Origin of the sequence: Streptomyces sp. MB09-01 (assembly GCF_033794505.1) — a bacterium.
Classification (GTDB): domain Bacteria; phylum Actinomycetota; class Actinomycetes; order Streptomycetales; family Streptomycetaceae; genus Streptomyces.
The window spans coordinates 1-14,793 of sequence record NZ_JARAYQ010000209.1 but is presented as its reverse complement, the minus strand read 5'-3'; the positions used below and the strand labels follow the sequence as shown (position 1 = coordinate 14,793).

Genomic DNA, 14,793 nt, shown 5'->3' with positions numbered 1-14,793 from the left:
GCTCGCCCGTCGCCGAGCAGGTTGTTATGTTTTTTTGTGGTGTGGGGGACCACCGTGAGCTTGAAACCTGTTGAGGGGCTCGCAGCGTCAGATTTGGGCAGCGCAAACCCCACCGCCCGGCCCCCGGCGGCAATCTCATCGACCACAAACCGGCCCGACGGCAGATCCATCACCACCTCCTCCTGAACCGACCACACCCCAGCCTCGAAGACAGCCGGCCCGTCCCACAACTCCAGCCGCAACCGCGTATCCAGCACATCCTCGGGCGTCTGCAGGTAGAGCATCGTCGCATTCGCCGCGACCAGCCCCCGCGCACCCGGCGTGGCCGGCCGCTCCCCCGCCTGCCCTTCCGCATCTACCAGACCGAACAACCGGTGGTCGACCACCACATCAAACTCATCCGCACTCACCAGCTCAGACACAAACCCTCCCACGCACGGCACCGCCCCTGCGGCACCCCCGTCACATGACTACCTCTGCCCCTACCCACAGAACCCCCTCCCCCGGCCCGCCACCCGCGATGAAGCCCTTGAGGAGCTGCGCACGGTCCCCTCTGTTCCCGTGCCGCACTGCCGACTGCCGCGATCAGAAGTCGCCAACGGGCCCTCGGTAGAGGGCCGCGGAGCGGGCCGCGCTGGACGAGCTCCGCCGGTCCCCGCGTCGGCGACCTCCCTCTCGGCGGGGCGCCAGCCGCTGGGGACGGGGCCCTGCAGCTGACAGGCGCGGAGGTCAATCTCCTCTCCGGGGTGAGCGGGTTCTCTGGTCGGCGGATGTGTACAGGCTTTGGGCCGCAGCGGCAGGCCTTCGTTGATGCGGACGACGCCCACTTACTGATCGTTTCAGAATCAGGATCTGCGGGGGTTTTAGGCCCGTCACGTGGTAGGCATGGGCAATGATTGGTCGCCTCCCGCTCGACGAGCAGCTTGCCGCCCTGAAGTCTGCGCTGGCCCGTAACGAGGTACTGATGGAGGTGCTGAACCGCACGGCAGGACTGGGACTGCCCAACTGGTACGTGACGGCGGGTTGTCTGTTCCAGACCGTCTGGAACGTGGTCACGGACAGGCATCCCACCAGTGGGATCAAGGACTACGACGTCTTCTACTTTGACGACCGTGACTTGTCATGGGAGGCGGAGGACGCGGTGATCAAGGCCGTCGGCGAAGCGTTCACAGGGCTTCCGGCGGAGGTCGAGGTCCGCAACGAGGCTCGCGTCCACCTCTGGTACGAGCAGAAGTTCGGCGTCGCGTGCGCTCCTCATGCCTCCACGGAGGCGGCCATCGACAGCTTCGCGGCGACCACCTGCTGCCTGGGTGTGCGCCTGGAGCCGGGCGGCCGATGGCGCGTCTATGCGCCGCACGGGCTTTCCGACGTGTTCAACCTCGTCGTGCGCCCCAACCCGGTGCTTGCCCCGCGTGAGGTGTACGAGGCCAAGGCGGCCCGCTGGCAACAGCAGTGGCCTGAGCTGACCGTTCTCACCTGGCCATCTGACCCTGTCGTCCCAGCCACCTCTTCATCCTGAGGCGCGGCCCTGACCCCGCCGCGCCCCAGCCCGCCCGGCACCGCGGAGCCGCTCCGCTTCCCGCCCCGCCGCGGCACTGGCGCTCTGGCGTGGCAGACGTTGTCATCAGGCCAGCCCTGCCTGTTTGCAATCCGGAGCTGCCCGAGCCCGGATGGTCTGACGCCCTTGGGGTGCCTTGCCTGTGGGTGGCAGTTCATCGAGTCTTCGCCATCTTCGAACATGCAGGTCGGGGACTCGGGCATGGCGCTCGCTCGGGATACTCATGCTGATCTCGGGCGAGCGTCTGCGGTCTTGATCATCCGTCATGTCAGCGGTCGAGGCTGAGTTGCTCGCGGCGGCGCGGCCCGAAGGGCACATCAACCCCCAGCGTCATCTCCCGGTGCGGTACGTCTCGCGGCCCACGGCTGGCGACGGCGTCCGCGAGGGGCGCAGCCAGGTCTCCGTTGTATGTAGTGTGCGGAAATGACAAGAAGCGAGCGACTCGCGGACCAGTTGGACTGGTACTGGAGCAAGAACCTGCGGCCACGGCTGGAGGGTCTTACCGATGAGGAGTACTTCTGGGAGCCGGTGCGCGGCTGCTGGAGCATCCGCCCACGTGGCACGTCGGCCGCACCGATGTTGGAAGGTTCGGGGGAATGGACGATGGACTTTGCGTCCCCTGCCCCGGTGCCTGCGCCGGTGACCACGATTGCCTGGCGGCTGGGGCACATCATCGTCTCCTGCCTGGGCTATCGGGTCGGATGGTACTTCGGCGGCCAGGACCTCGAGTCCCAGGCATTCGCCTACGCGGGGACCGCTGACGAGGCGCTGAAACAGCTCGATGAGGTGTATGGGAGATGGAACGCGGGGGTCCGCGAGCTCTCGGACGCCGACCTGGACAATCCGCCCACGGTGGGTCCCGAGCGGTTTCCCATGGAGAACAGGGTCCTGCACGTCAACAGGGAGCTGATCCATCACGGCGCCGAGATTTCCCTGCTGCGCGACCTCTACCGCTGGCAGGAACGGAGCCGTACGGCGCCGAATATGACTGATCATCTGTCAGCGTGAAAGCTCGAGGTTCGAGAGGACCAGGAGAGCGTGCAGGAGGTCGGTGGCGCGAGCGGGCTCGGTGCGGCGTTTGGTGAGGATGCGCCAGGTCTTCAGGTGCGCGAAGCCGTGTTCGACGGGAGCGCAGGCGGCGGCCAGGACGCGGTTGGCCTGCTTCTCGCCGGGGGTGAGCTTGCGGGCGCGGGTGGCCCTGAAGCCGGTGAGGATCACCGGGGCGTCGCTGTCGTCGGTGAGGCCGAGGAAGCCGAGGTCGGCCAGGGCGCCGAGGCCGGCCGCGCGCAGGTGGGTGAGGATGTGGTCGCGGCGGGCGGCGGTGATGTCGTGGGTGCGGCCGGGGCGGGCCGCGGAGATCCAGATCAGGCGGCCGTTCTCGTCGGTGAGGGCGAGGAAGTGCAGGCCGTGACGGCGGTGCTTGCCGGAGTAGTTGGGCCGGTTCGCGGCGCCAGTGCGGCGGACGGTGGGGATCAGGGTGCCGTCGATGAGGACGACCTCACCACCCCGTTTCGCGATCTTCTCGCATGCGCGGTCCAGGCGGGGTGCGCGGGCGGCGAGCAGGGATATCGGCTCGTCGCGCCAGCGGCGCACGGTGGTGTCACCGACGGCGTTGCCGCCGGCCATGTCGGCGATGCGCTGGTCGTGGCGGAGCACGGTGAGCACAATGATCACGATCCGTCCGGGCGGCAGGGCTCGCCAGCGGGATCCGATCTTCTTCAGGGAGCGGCTCAGCAGATCGGTGCAGTATTCGTTGGTTCTTCGGGACACCGGCAGGCGGCACTGGTAGACAGGGAAGCCGGTGTCCCCGGCGGGCTCGTTGATCCTCTTCATGCACACGTCGAGCCAGCGGCCGCCAGGGGCATGCCGGTTACAGGCGCGGCCCTCGTTCCTACGGTGCGATCTGGAAGCGTCCGTCAGGCAGTTTGCGCAGCCAGCCCCGCCCGGCGAGCTTGCTCAACTTGCCGCGCAGCGGCTCCAGTCTGCCCTTCACCTCGACCTCGAGGCCAAGCTCGACGCCGACGTCCTTGACCCGGATGGGGCCACCGGCATTCCGCACAATCTTCATGAGCCGCTGGTAGTCCGGCGGCAGGACCTCCTCGCCCGCGCCCGCCTCCCGATGCGGGACCAGCAGCACACCACGCCCGCCCACCTGCACCGTCGCTGCCTGCGCCGACAGTCTCTCGGCGTCCAGCTGGGCGTGCATCGCCACCACGAGTTCCTCGCGCTCGGCACGGACCGCATCGAGCCGCTCGGCCAGGAGCTTCTCCTCCTCATCGAGCTCCGCCCGACGGCCGCCGGGCAGCCAGTCGGCGTAGATCTGCGCGCCGGTGGCGGCGTTCCATACCTCGATCTGCACCTGGTCGAGGTTCTGCTGGCCGGGGCGTTCGTCGCGGTCGACGCCCTTGACTTGGAAGGTCACGTTGGTCTTGCCGATGCTGGTGCCCGGGCTGCTGGTCAGGCACGGGCCTCCGGGGAAGGTCTGCATGTTCGCCGGTTTTCCGGACAGATCGATAGGGGTTATGGTGACTATTTCTGGAGAGAACCTAAATAACTTGATCCGAGAGATGGCCACCCTCTCATCGAAATTCGTGAGAAACTTCGAGGAGAGTAACGGCTACGAGCCAGGAGAGAATTACGTGGCTGCGGCGTCACCGGGCGAATCTGACGCGCTCCAAAAGCACCCTGCCGTAAGGGACTACGGTGATCTCCTTGCTTTCTACTCACACATCGAGAAAGTGACGCTCCCTGACGTGGGCAACGGTTTCTTCGTAGATTCCGTCTATGATGTAGCCGAAGGTAGAGGGGATTGGCAACCGGCCGAGATTCGAGGTGCTGTCGTTGATTCCGTTGTTGCCTTCGGGTCCGATGGCGGCGGTGGCCTGTTTGCTTTCAGCCTCACATCCGGCAAGGTGTATCGGCTAAGTGGTGGTTCAATGGTGGGTACGACCTATGAGATCGGGGAGTCCGGCGTGGACGTGATTGCAGATGATCTCTGGGGATTTCTGCAGTACTTGCGTGGAGAGTTGGTCCGGGCTGTTCGGTGACGTCGATACGAATCACTCTCAACCTCGCCGCCATCCTGCCGGAGGCCGCACCATTCGCACGTCGGTCGGAGGGTGAGGCGTAGCCTCGCTGCTCGACCCCGGTACGTTCGTGCTACAGGGCAACAGCAGAATCCGAAGCCCCGTCAGGCGCGTCCTGGCGGGGCTTTACCTTTGGGTGACGGTAGTAGTTGACGCCCAGCGTTCGGTGGACGGTGGCTACGCACAGGGGCGAGTCGTGCATTCCTCGCCAGTCGTTGGCCGCCCTCCCCGCCTGGGGGCAGCCGTCAAACTGCCTACATCGAAACCTGACCAGGACGACCGCGATCACATCCCCAAGCGCGTCGTGCTTCCGGCCTCGGCGCCGGGCCCGTCCGCGGGCGGCCAGCAGCGATGATCTTGAAGGTGAAGTCGTCCACCCCAGACCCAGCAGATGCTCGAAGCGAAGCTCGCTCACGACCGCCCGCCGCACCGCCGTCGTACAGACGGGACAGCGGCACTGAGGCATTCGCGGCGCACAGTCGCAAGCAGTGCGCTCCCTGTGATCCAGCCCGGTTGGGGCTGTATGTAAATTAACTGCCGCTTTGGGTAATCACACTGGCATCCCGCGGCTTCCAGCCGCGGCGGGGGGTGGGCGCCGAACCGTGCGGCGTCTGCTGCTCCGCACGACAGAAGCCAACCGGAGGAGTCAGTACATGCACGTTGCCAGGATTCTCACGATCGTCAGTACGACCGTCGCTCTGACGGCGGCGCTTGGCGGTGTCACCCCTGCCCAGGGCCGGCCTGCGCCGACCGGTTCGGCCGTTACCGCTCCCCGGGACCAGATCCAGTGCCCGCGCGGATTCGTATGTATCTACCCCGAGATCCACTTCGAGGGCCAGCCTTACGTCAAACGAGCGACCGACGGCTCGGTCCGACACCTGCCGGACTACATCCGCGGCAAGGGCAGCTCGGTCATCAACAACAGCAGCCGCACCGCGAGGGTCTACCAGAAGGACAACTACTTTGGTCGGCATGTATGCGTCGGGGCCGATGGCGGCACCATCGCAGACCTGCGCTCCTACCAGCTCAACGACACCACCCACTCCCTGAAAAACAACACCACACCATGCGGTGCATAAGAAGCCATGGGAGGCCAAACCCGCCGCGCTCCGGCCCTACCGGCAAGCCGCCGGAAGTCGGGGTCGGTGAGGTCCACGTCCTCGGCGGTCTCCAGCCCGGCCGCGGTGAGGAAGACACGGATGTCGGCCGGTCGGTGCGCGACCCCGATGGCGACGCCGTCGTAGCGCACCCGGCGCCATTCCTGCTCGTCGGGCGGGTAGACGATCAGCTTGGCGGACATGCGCCCAGCCTCTTCCCCGCCCTCACCATCAGTACCTGGCCGCGCGCGAACGGGTGACGTACGAACAGGCAACAGGTCGCGGCCTCTCGCGGACCGCCGCACCGGTGGCTTCGGCGGCGGGGTACGTTCGGAAGTACGGGGTGCGGCCCTGGCCACCGAGGCCGCGACAGGGGGCCGCGCCCCGACAACGCGAGCGTCTGGCCGGGCGGTGCCCGCAGATTCCACTCCCTCGTGCGGGTGGAGCGAGGTTCCCCGGCGAACCGCCCCGCTCCCACCGCCGTCGCAGCTGTCATGAAGCCAATCGACGAGCAGCACACCGCGGAGCCCGGCCTGGTGGTGCTGGACATCACCGGCGGGGACGAGGACACCGTCCAGGCTGTCATGGCCGCGCTGGAGGAACGCTGGGCGACCTCGGGCATCGGCCCGGTGCGCCGGGATCCCGGCGCACCGGGCGTGCGGGCCCGGGTCTACGCCGATGTCCTGCGCCCGGGGCGGGAGCGCTCGTAGCCGAGGGCCTGGGCAAGCCGCCTCTTGCGGGTGGCTTGCCCAGGGTCGCCTTGGGCTTGCCCAGGCGCTCAGGCTTGCCCGGCCGCCGGCTCCCACAGCGGGCGGGCGCGGCCGGTGCCGTCGCAGGTACTCCGCACCAGAGTGTCTGTCCTGCACCTCGGGACGCGCAGCTTGCCCGTGCATTTCTCTGTGCTTGTCTGCGTCGGGTGACTAGGCACCTGCAAGATCGTTAGCCGGGGTATGAACAAGCAACTCGCTGCCGTAGCAGTCGGCCTCTCCGTCGCCCTCGGCGTCCTCTCCGCTGCCGTTCCCGCCCACGCTGACGGAGGTCCCGCCGTGGTCGAGCACGAAGACGACGGCGAGCGCCAGCAGGTCATCCTGAACGACGTCAATCAGGACCAGGCCGACACCAATGGTCCCGTCGACATGGTCAGGGAGAAGACCCTGCACTTCCTTTCCAGCGCCCCGAATTTTGGGGGTGCGGCGTTGGGTCCGGCGAGCGAGGATACCCAGCCCGGCTTCGCTGTCATGTCGGAAGAGGGGAAGGAGAAGATCGAAGACTGAAAGCCTGCTTCAAGCTCCGAGCCTGCCCTTTGCGTCACCAGGAGGCTCACCCGGTGACGCCTCCTGAACGCGACCGTCGGCGCCATGCTCGCGTCCGGCAGCGCGGTGGAGCAGTACAGGCTGTCGGATCGCTTCGTCTTCTCGAACGGAGCTCCGCGGCGTCCACAGCTTCTACTGCCGGTACTTCGCCTACGGCGGGTGAGGAAGGGCGCGCTCGTCATCTGGTCAGTCAGTCCTAGGTATTCCTCTTACGCGAGCGATCCCTCACCAAACGACGGACCCGACCCTCACCAACCAACGAACATGCGGCTCTGCAGCGGACCGTCCTCGCAGCACGCGGTCGGCCGGTCCAGCCCCCTGAGAGCAGAGCTCGGGTCGGGAGCGCCGAGGACGCAGCTCCCACGGGAAGGCCAGTGAGGTCGCGAGGCCGTTTCCGGGAGTCGGGGTGCCCCTCTACCCATTCGAACCGCTGTGCGCCGCTGTGAGCGCCTCTCAGGCCCTTGATCGCCGCTTCGCAGAGCGCCGCAGGAGGCCGTACAGCGCCGGGAAGGATCATGTGTGCCGAGCGGCAGCCGGGTGGCGATACGACGCTCACCTGCTCGCCGCCATCGTCGAGCTCGGCGGCGAGCTGGAGCTCCCAGCAACCCGTAACGGGCGCTCCAGGGGCGCGGTCATCCCAGAAGGCTGCGCGGTCAGCGCCGGCCGCCGCCGATGCGGCGGTCGTCGGCCAGTGCGGTCAGCGGGCCGAACTCGCGGGCAAGCTGGTTCCACGTCAGAACCTCGCCACAGCGGGCCGGGAACTCCTTCGGGTTGAACTCGGGCATGGTCCAGGTGCCAGTGCCCCGGTCCCGCAGCCACAGGTCCCCGTCACCGTCGACCACAGTCGGCGGGACCGGTACGGGCTCGGCCTGATCGGTGGGCTCCCAGGTGACCCGGCCCGGGTGGGAAACGCGGCGCAGCTCGGTGGTGGCCAGCCGCGCGGCCAAGTCACGGGTGGACTCTTCGGCGTCCTTGACCGACTCGAGTCGGAATGCGTCGTCAAGTACGGGCAGGGCTGGATTCTTGCTGCGCTTTGAACTCATACGCTGGCTACCTCCGGTGGGGGGCGTCACATCCGTTATGGCACCCCGTAGAGGAACACGGTATCCGAGGCGGGAGCCGGGCCGGCTACGACCACTGTCCAGGTGGAGGCGCTGGCACACCGGGCGGTGGGGCTAGGTGGTGAGCTGGTCCTGGACGTGGCGCAACCCGTGGTGGTAGCGCTCAGATATGGCGGTCCGGGTCTGAGAAGGTGAGGCCGCCGGGGGCGAGCGGACGTGGGCCGGGGCGGGTGCGGGCTCGGGCTCGCCGGGCGGATGGCGGAAGTCGGCGCCCTGCTCGACCGGCATCAGCCGGCGCCCACCCGCCTGGGCGGGTACGGGAGCGTCGGAAGCGGGCTCGGAGAAGGCGGGCAGCGAGAGCGGTCGACGGTCGGTCATGATCCCTAGTCTCCCAGGTCCGGCCCTGCGGGTAGGGCCAGGCCGCTATCAGCGGTGATAGTGCTCTGGCCCTACCCGCAGGGTCAGGCTGGTTGTTTCAGCTCACCAGAACAGAGCGGTTAAGCCACTGCTACCGCCGGTGAACCGGCCCGGACCGCCGAGGCCGGGCGGCACACTGCGCGTACCACGACCCCGGGCCTTGACCCCGGATTTTGGACGCCGGAGAGACTTGGATCTTGATGGTCCAGGACAACGGAGTCCCCGTGGGGATGAAGCGCTATCCCGCCGAGTTCAAGGCGGACGCGGTCGCGTTGTACCGGTCGAGGCCGGGAGCGACGATCAAGTCGGTCGCTGCTGATCTCGGGGTGAACACCGAGACGCTGCGGAACTGGGTCCGGGCCGCCGACGGGCGCCGCCCCGGGGCCCACTCCGCGCCTCCGGCCGCTGCGCAGGCTGATGGTGCCGGCGTTCAGGCGGAGCTGGCCGGAGCCCGGAAGAGGATCCGCGAGCTGGAGGAAGAGCGCGACATCCTCCGCAAGGCGGCCCGTTATTTCGCAGGGGAGACGCGCTGGTGAACCGCTGCCAGTTCGTTGAAGACCATCAGCGCCGGTTCGGCGTCACGCGGTTGTGTTCGATGCTGGGCATCTCTCGCTCGAGCTTCTACTACTGGCGCCGCACCGCAGCGGCAAGGACGGCCCGGCAGAGCGCCGTGGCCGGGCTCGCGGCCCGGATACGCAAAGTCCACCAGGACTCCGACGGCACTTACGGAGCCCCCAGGATCACGGCCGAGCTCCGCGACGAGGGGGAACGGATCAACCACAAGCGGGTCGCGAGGATCTTGTGGACCATCGGGCTCGAGGGGGTCCGTCTGCGGCGTCGGCACCGGACCACCGTCGCGGACCAGGCGGCGCCGAAGGCGCCGGATCTGATTGGACGTGACTTCACCGCGGCCGCGGTGAACACGAAGTACGTCGGCGACATCACATACCTGCCGGTCAGCGGCGCGAAGCCGCTCTATCTCGCGACCGTAATCGACCTCGCCTCCCGTCGGCTGGCCGGGTGGGCGATCGCCGATCACATGCGCACCGAGCTCGTCATCACCGCCCTGGCGGCCGCCGAGCGAACCCGCGGCAGTCTCAATGGAGCGATCATGCACACGGATCACGGATCTCAATATACGAGTCGGGCCTTCGCTAAAGTCTGCAGGTCAGCAGGGGCTCCGGCAGAGCATGGGCGCGGTCGGGTCCAGCGCGGACAACGCCGCCGCGGAAAGCTTCAACGCCGCCTTCAAAAGAGAGACCCTCAAGGGCCGCAGAGGCTGGTCGAATGAACATGAAGCGCGACTCGACGCCTTCCGCTGGCTGACCCGATACAACACCCGCCGCCGGCACTCCCGCCTCGGCCAGCGGCCCCCGATCGCCTACGAGAACGACTCCCAACCAACAGCAACTACCCTGGCCCAAGCCGCATAGACGTGTTCAAAATCCGGGGTCAAGGCCCAGGACGATGTCACCCATCGCTCCGCACTGCGCGCACCGGAGCGGCGCGCCCGGGCCGTTCACGCCGCCGCCATGGATGACGATGTTCAACTGACACTCCCCCGCAGGCCATCAACCGCTGTGGTCGTAGCGGGTCGAGTCGGGTGGCCCGTCAGGCTGGGGTGTCCGGCGAACGTACTCGTGGTGCTGGGCAAGGCCCGGGTACGTCGCGAACAACGCGTTCGCTGTCTCCCTGCTGCCGTTGTCGATGACTCAGTCGGGTCGGTCTCGTGTGGCTACCGCCCGGTGCTGCTTGAGCCGGCTGAGGGATCGCTCGACGGTGGAGGGGTCGGCGGGCGGCGGAGGGTGGCCATGAGAACGGCTACGGCCCAAAGCAGCGCGCCCAGGGCCGCGCCCACCGCACCCAGCGTTCTGGTGATCTCCCACGCCGTGCTCTCCGTCGGGTGGCAGCCCGGGTCGCACACCCACGATCGGGTGTCGCCCGTCCGTGCGGCCGCGAGAGCGGCCAGCCCCAGCAGCAACAGGGCGATGCCGGACCAGAACATGCTGCGGGCGGCTGCCTCGTACCGTCGAGAGCGAGTGTCGACCATGTCGGCCACGGTCCCACCCCGGTGCACGGCCAGCAATGGTGCGGACCAAAGAAGGGCCGGAGAAGGGCCAGAGGCATCCGGAAGTGTCATCTCGGCCGGGCAGGCCTCCGTCGCTCAGCCGGCCGTCGCCGGACCCTTCAGCGCGGCGCGATGCCCTCCACGCGTGCACGGCCTACCTTTTGATGCCGACGTCGGGGCCCAGGATGACGTCCCCGTTCGGCAGGGTCGTCAACGTGCTGGACCCGGTCCTCAGCAGGTCGCCGCCGCCGAAGGGGCCAGTCACGGAGTCAGCCGCCGGAGAGGTTGTGCGTTCCGGTGAGACCACCGAGCACATCGCCGTCAGCCTTTGCGGCACCGGAGAGGGACTGGCACAGCCCCTCCTATCAGGCCGATCGTTTCCGCATTGTCAGGCCTGTTTGCGGGTTCAGTCCGTTCGGGTGAGAGGAAAACGATCCCGCACTGCCCCGCTTCGCCGTCGGGCCGCAGCCCCGTTCCTGCCGACACCACGCGCGTGGCTGCGCACACGCCGCCACGAGAAATGGAGTCCCTCCATGGGACTGACGACAGCCACGAGCGCCGCCGACCTGGAAGCTGCGAACAAAGTCGGTGACCCGAAGGCCGACCAACTGGTCTCCGACCTGATCGATAGCAAGGAGATCGACGGAGTCAACGCCCTCTTCCGGACCATCGGCACTCTCAAGCCCGGCCAGGACCTGTCCGAGCTGCCCCCGCGGCTCGCGACGTTCTTTAAAGAGGCCGCGGCCGCACCGCCAGACTGGTCCGAGGCCGACGTCAAGGCAGCCGAAGGCTTCTTCGCCCACCACCACGGCGAAGTGTCCATGCTCCAGGGCACGGTCGGCCTGATCGGCACCTACCTCTCCCCGACCGGCGCGTTCACGCTCCGCTCCACCGGCCGCCTCGGCGGCGTCGACGGGCCCGGCCGGAGGCTTTCGCAGTCCTCCCGCCTCTTCCTCGACATGGGCAACAAGAACGCCCTGCGCGACGGCACCCTCGCGGCGAACGTGACCAAGGTCCGCCTGGTCCACGCCTCGGTCCGCCAGCTCCACAAGAAGAGCGGCGAATGGGACTACGCCAAGTGGGGCGAGCCGGTCTCGCAGAAGTACACCACCGGCGCCACATGCGTCTTCTCCACCCAGATCATCCAGGCCATGGACCGTCTGGGCATCGACGTGGCCAAGGACGACGCCAAGGGCTTCATGTGCGCGTGGCACTACGTCAACCACTACTGGGCACACCCGAGAAGTGGCTCCTGCCCAAGGAGCCCGACCAGGTCGAGGCCCTGTGGAACCAGGTGCGCGACGATGAGTGGAAGAAGACCGACGACGGGGTCTTCATGACCAAGCAGGCCGTCGACTTCTACAAGAAGTTCTACCCGCCGGGCGTCCACGACGCGTTCATCGCCATGGTCCGCCACGCCTTGTCCGACAAGTACGCGGACATGGCCGGCCTGCCCAAGAGCATCCTGGACGCGGCCGCGAAGCCGATCTCGGCCGGCCACGACATGATCAGCGGCCTCGGCGGAGGCCTCCTCGGCGGCGGCGCCAAGAAGGCCGTCGGCGTCAACTCGTACAAGGAGATCCTCGGCATCGCCTCCAAGACCTTCAACGAGGTCCAGAAGTTAGCCCTCACCCACGACCAGGACAACCAGCCCCAGATGCACCACGAACTCCACGACAACCGCTGACTGAACCAGGTCCACCACACCCATCGGGCGAGACCGCACCTCCCAAGCCCCAAACCGGACCCGCTCGGTGTCCCCACCCACGTGTGTGACACCGAGCAGGGTAGCCCCGGACAGCGGGCTTCGTCGTTATACCGGGCATGATCACTCGCAGCAGATCGCCGGTGAGACGGCCGCCCTGGACCTGATGCTGGCCCACCTGACCCACGACGCCGAGGCCATCGCCTCCGCCACTGCCAGCACCGCCGTCTGCCCGACCACCTCAGCCTACGCGCGCCAGCAGCTCGCCGGGCTGCTGCACGATGCCGTCCTCGCCAACCCGGACGTCTCCCTCCACCGGCCAGTCGTCCTTGGCCCCGCCGGACGGGCCTGGCTCCAGCACGTCACCATGCACGGACCCGTAGCAGACACCGTCATGGCCCTGGCCAACGACGGAGCCGCCCCCCGCCACCCCCTCGACGACACCCAGTGGATCGCCACCCCGCCTGGTCCGTGGTGAACTCTTGAATTGCCCGCGCCACACGCCACAGCCAGTTTTCTGGGTCGTTCGTCAGACGGTTGGGATGCGCCGGTCATCCCAGGGGAACGAGCCTTTGCCCTTCGCCCAGCTGAGACCGTGGATGCCGACGGGGCCCAGGATGGAGGGAACTCCCGCATCGTCCTGGCGCGGCCGGTGGAAGCGGGTGACACGCCACGACCCTCGGGGCCCGTTATGACAGTACTGCCCCTTTGCGACATAGCACTTGGGGCAGGGAACCTGAGCGCACGCGTTCCAGGCGCGCTTCAGGGCGGCCTTGGCACCGACCGGGTCCTCGACGGTAGAGGCTACGGAGAGGTGGAAGTAGTCCATCTTCCGACAATGCCAGCAGGACCTGACCGCTTTCAGTCAAACTGCTATTCTGCCCGCAGCTGTGACCGCATTAATCCTGGGGTCCGGCCGTTATCGGGAGATCACCACGCAGGGGATGCGTGCCGTTATGGGTGGCGGCGGGTTGCTGCCTCCGACGAACAGGCCCAGGAGGACCGCGATGGCCTCGTTGCGCAGTACCCGGTCGGCCTGCGCGAGCTTGACCGGGTCCGGGGTCGACAGGGACAGCGCCACGCACTCGGGGTCGGTGTTGGTACGGATCGGTACGGCCGCGCACACGGTCCCCAAGGCGTACTCCTGGCGTCGGTGGCGTTCCTGTCCGGTACCGGTCCCCGGGTCGCAGCGACCTGACACCAGTTCCGTACATCCGGGATGCGGAAGGCGCCGAAGCCATGGAGTCCCGCTGTCGTCCACCCGTACGAGCCAGAGTTGTGGGTGGGAGGCGGCTTACGAAGGCCAGCGGGACTTGTTCGAGAACCCGCCCACTTTCTCCAACTGCGCTCTCCATTGCTCCACCCTGGACAGCTCGCCCCCCCCTGGACCTGGCCGGCTAGCAGCAGATCTACGGATCCCAACTGATGCCACGCCCCGACGGGCCCTGGTGCCCACCCCTTCGGAACGCTGACGAAGTCGCGTCGTTGCGGGCCACGTGGGCGTTCGAGCCGTCCAACATCCGGCAGGGCAGGAAGTGGGGCAGTTCCGGGCAGGGCAGTGGGTCCGATCCCGCCTTCGGCTGCGTGTTCACAGACCGCTTGAGGTATCTCCGGCGATGGTCTGCCGAGACCTCGTCCGTAGCCGCTATGCCGCTGGCCCCCTGGGGCGCACACGCGCGTCAACCAGAACTCCTGCCCTGAGCTAGTGCCGTGACCGGATAGGTTCACCGAGGTCTCGTGGTCTGCGGGTGCGTGAGTCACCGTTGCTCCCCGGTTCGGTTGGTCGCAGGGCTGAACGACCTCGTTTGCATGGTGGTAATCAACTTGCTGCCGACCCCGGCGGGCGGGCAGGGTCTGGATCATGCTTGAACTACGCACTTTGGAATCAGACGACTGGCCCTTTTGGCGGGAGTTGCGACTGGCCGCGCTTGCTGAGGCGCCCTACGCGTTCGGATCGGCACTGGCCCAGTGGCAGGGCTCCGGCGACCGAGAGGAACGCTGGCGTGCCCGCCTGTCGATTCCTGGCGCGCACGATCTCGTCGCGCTTCTCGACGGCCTTCCGGTGGGCATAGCCAGCGGAGTGCCGGGCGAGGGAACAGAGAACGTGGAGTTGATCTCGATGTGGGTCAACCCCACGGCTCGGGGCAAGGGCGTGGGTGACTGCCTGATCCAGGCGATCGAGCGGTGGGCGGCGGAGCGCGGTGCCACGACGCTGCGGTTGTCCGTCGTGCCGGACAACCGCAAGGCAACCGCGCTCTATGAGCGGCACGGTTTCACGGACACGGGTGAGCCCGGCGATCTTCTGCCCGATGGCGTTGGCAGGGAGCGGGTCATGGCGAAGAGCCTGACCGCTGTCTGATCTCCACATCCGGGCACGGCGGGATCCCTCACTTGGTCAGGCTGCGGCGGCGAGGGGGCGTCCGCCCCAGCGAATGCCCTTCTCGCTGCGGATGCGGGCGCGTTCGCGGCGCTGTGCGGCCAGGACGTC

The 14,793-nt window shown here is 67.6% G+C and carries 17 protein-coding genes and 2 pseudogenes; 11 read left to right on the top strand and 8 right to left on the bottom strand.

Annotation, left to right across the window (positions count from 1 at the left end; translation table 11 throughout):
* A partial coding sequence (locus PV721_RS32340; protein WP_319730626.1) for a hypothetical protein occupies positions 1-422 on the bottom strand: 422 nt, incomplete at its 3' end.
* Positions 423-892: 470 nt separating this feature from the next.
* On the opposite strand from PV721_RS32340, the gene PV721_RS32335 reads away from it, so the two are divergent.
* Complete coding sequence (locus PV721_RS32335; RefSeq protein ID WP_319730625.1) at positions 893-1,519, top strand: nucleotidyltransferase family protein; 627 nt, start codon at positions 893-895, stop codon at positions 1,517-1,519.
* Positions 1,520-1,981: 462 nt separating this feature from the next.
* Positions 1,982-2,546 (top strand): annotated as a pseudogene (locus tag PV721_RS32330) (DinB family protein).
* Between the two features lie 11 nt (positions 2,547-2,557).
* Here the strand turns inward: PV721_RS32330 and PV721_RS32325 are convergent.
* Entirely contained in the window at positions 2,558-3,391 is an 834-nt protein-coding gene (locus PV721_RS32325; protein WP_319730623.1) for a transposase family protein, read from the bottom strand.
* A gap of 58 nt (positions 3,392-3,449) precedes the next feature.
* A complete protein-coding gene (locus tag PV721_RS32320) occupies positions 3,450-4,046 on the bottom strand; it encodes a hypothetical protein (protein WP_319730621.1) in 597 nt (198 codons plus the stop codon).
* On the opposite strand from PV721_RS32320, the gene PV721_RS32315 reads away from it, so the two are divergent.
* Together PV721_RS32315 and PV721_RS32310 are read left to right on the top strand one after the other, a co-directional pair.
* Positions 4,045-4,605: a hypothetical protein gene (locus tag PV721_RS32315; RefSeq protein WP_319730619.1), complete on the top strand. Its 561-nt coding sequence runs from the start codon at positions 4,045-4,047 to the stop codon at positions 4,603-4,605. The two genes, PV721_RS32320 and PV721_RS32315, sit on opposite strands and share 2 nt — an antisense overlap.
* Positions 4,606-5,297: 692 nt before the next feature.
* Entirely contained in the window at positions 5,298-5,723 is a 426-nt protein-coding gene (locus tag PV721_RS32310; RefSeq protein WP_319730617.1) for a peptidase inhibitor family I36 protein, read from the top strand.
* Here PV721_RS32310 and PV721_RS32305 read toward each other — a convergent pair.
* A complete protein-coding gene (locus PV721_RS32305; RefSeq protein ID WP_319730616.1) occupies positions 5,663-5,944 on the bottom strand; it encodes a hypothetical protein in 282 nt (93 codons plus the stop codon). The genes PV721_RS32310 and PV721_RS32305 overlap by 61 nt on opposite strands.
* 291 nt (positions 5,945-6,235) lie before the next feature.
* Here PV721_RS32305 and PV721_RS32300 point away from each other — a divergent pair, with 291 nt between their 5' ends.
* Together PV721_RS32300 and PV721_RS32295 are read left to right on the top strand one after the other, a co-directional pair.
* On the top strand, positions 6,236-6,451 hold the full coding sequence (locus tag PV721_RS32300; protein WP_319730614.1) for a DUF6207 family protein: 216 nt from the start codon (positions 6,236-6,238) through the stop codon (positions 6,449-6,451).
* Positions 6,452-6,691: 240 nt separating this feature from the next.
* Positions 6,692-7,015 (top strand): hypothetical protein, encoded by a 324-nt coding sequence (locus PV721_RS32295; RefSeq protein ID WP_319730612.1) that lies wholly within the window; start codon positions 6,692-6,694, stop codon positions 7,013-7,015.
* A 692-nt stretch (positions 7,016-7,707) separates the two neighbouring features.
* Here PV721_RS32295 and PV721_RS32290 read toward each other — a convergent pair.
* Together PV721_RS32290 and PV721_RS32285 are read right to left on the bottom strand one after the other, a co-directional pair.
* Complete coding sequence (locus PV721_RS32290) at positions 7,708-8,097, bottom strand: hypothetical protein (protein WP_030722049.1); 390 nt, start codon at positions 8,095-8,097, stop codon at positions 7,708-7,710.
* Positions 8,098-8,229: 132 nt separating this feature from the next.
* On the bottom strand, positions 8,230-8,493 hold the full coding sequence (locus PV721_RS32285) for a hypothetical protein (RefSeq protein WP_319730607.1): 264 nt from the start codon (positions 8,491-8,493) through the stop codon (positions 8,230-8,232).
* 263 nt (positions 8,494-8,756) lie between these two features.
* Between PV721_RS32285 and PV721_RS32280 the strand changes: the two are divergent.
* Positions 8,757-9,965: pseudogene (locus tag PV721_RS32280) on the top strand (IS3 family transposase).
* 302 nt (positions 9,966-10,267) lie between these two features.
* Here PV721_RS32280 and PV721_RS32275 read toward each other — a convergent pair.
* A complete protein-coding gene (locus PV721_RS32275; RefSeq protein ID WP_319730605.1) occupies positions 10,268-10,582 on the bottom strand; it encodes a hypothetical protein in 315 nt (104 codons plus the stop codon).
* 551 nt (positions 10,583-11,133) lie between these two features.
* Between PV721_RS32275 and PV721_RS32270 the strand changes: the two genes are divergently transcribed.
* The 3 genes from PV721_RS32270 (at position 11,134) to PV721_RS32260 (ending at position 12,783) form a co-directional block, all read left to right on the top strand.
* Positions 11,134-11,940, top strand: a complete 807-nt coding sequence (locus PV721_RS32270) for an oxygenase MpaB family protein (RefSeq protein ID WP_319730603.1) — start codon at positions 11,134-11,136, stop codon at positions 11,938-11,940.
* A complete protein-coding gene (locus tag PV721_RS32265) occupies positions 11,895-12,287 on the top strand; it encodes a hypothetical protein (RefSeq protein ID WP_319730601.1) in 393 nt (130 codons plus the stop codon). The genes PV721_RS32270 and PV721_RS32265 overlap by 46 nt, the downstream gene beginning before the upstream one ends.
* Before the next feature lie 85 nt (positions 12,288-12,372).
* The gene (locus tag PV721_RS32260) at positions 12,373-12,783 is read left to right on the top strand and encodes a hypothetical protein (protein ID WP_319730599.1); all 411 of its coding nucleotides are present in this window, start codon (positions 12,373-12,375) and stop codon (positions 12,781-12,783) included.
* A 441-nt stretch (positions 12,784-13,224) separates the two neighbouring features.
* Here the strand turns inward: PV721_RS32260 and PV721_RS32255 are convergent, their stop codons facing one another.
* Complete coding sequence (locus tag PV721_RS32255; protein WP_319730597.1) at positions 13,225-13,440, bottom strand: hypothetical protein; 216 nt, start codon at positions 13,438-13,440, stop codon at positions 13,225-13,227.
* Between the two features lie 726 nt (positions 13,441-14,166).
* Between PV721_RS32255 and PV721_RS32250 the strand changes: the two genes are divergently transcribed.
* On the top strand, positions 14,167-14,664 hold the full coding sequence (locus PV721_RS32250) for a GNAT family N-acetyltransferase (RefSeq protein WP_319730594.1): 498 nt from the start codon (positions 14,167-14,169) through the stop codon (positions 14,662-14,664).
* Positions 14,665-14,793 lie beyond the last annotated feature (129 nt).

Bases quoted from the DNA above. Each gene is read 5' to 3' on its own strand.
- PV721_RS32270 (WP_319730603.1), top strand. From the start codon at position 11,134: ATGGGACTGACGACAGCCACGAGCGCCGCCGACCTGGAAGCTGCGAAC.
- PV721_RS32315 (WP_319730619.1), top strand. From the start codon at position 4,045: ATGTTCGCCGGTTTTCCGGACAGATCGATAGGGGTTATGGTGACTATT.
- PV721_RS32250 (WP_319730594.1), top strand. From the start codon at position 14,167: ATGCTTGAACTACGCACTTTGGAATCAGACGACTGGCCCTTTTGGCGG.
- PV721_RS32285 (WP_319730607.1), bottom strand. From the start codon at position 8,493: ATGACCGACCGTCGACCGCTCTCGCTGCCCGCCTTCTCCGAGCCCGCT.
- PV721_RS32300 (WP_319730614.1), top strand. From the start codon at position 6,236: ATGAAGCCAATCGACGAGCAGCACACCGCGGAGCCCGGCCTGGTGGTG.
- PV721_RS32295 (WP_319730612.1), top strand. From the start codon at position 6,692: ATGAACAAGCAACTCGCTGCCGTAGCAGTCGGCCTCTCCGTCGCCCTC.
- PV721_RS32320 (WP_319730621.1), bottom strand. From the start codon at position 4,046: ATGCAGACCTTCCCCGGAGGCCCGTGCCTGACCAGCAGCCCGGGCACC.
- PV721_RS32305 (WP_319730616.1), bottom strand. From the start codon at position 5,944: ATGTCCGCCAAGCTGATCGTCTACCCGCCCGACGAGCAGGAATGGCGC.
- PV721_RS32325 (WP_319730623.1), bottom strand. From the start codon at position 3,391: ATGAAGAGGATCAACGAGCCCGCCGGGGACACCGGCTTCCCTGTCTAC.
- PV721_RS32335 (WP_319730625.1), top strand. From the start codon at position 893: ATGATTGGTCGCCTCCCGCTCGACGAGCAGCTTGCCGCCCTGAAGTCT.
- PV721_RS32290 (WP_030722049.1), bottom strand. From the start codon at position 8,097: ATGAGTTCAAAGCGCAGCAAGAATCCAGCCCTGCCCGTACTTGACGAC.
- PV721_RS32275 (WP_319730605.1), bottom strand. From the start codon at position 10,582: ATGGTCGACACTCGCTCTCGACGGTACGAGGCAGCCGCCCGCAGCATG.
- PV721_RS32310 (WP_319730617.1), top strand. From the start codon at position 5,298: ATGCACGTTGCCAGGATTCTCACGATCGTCAGTACGACCGTCGCTCTG.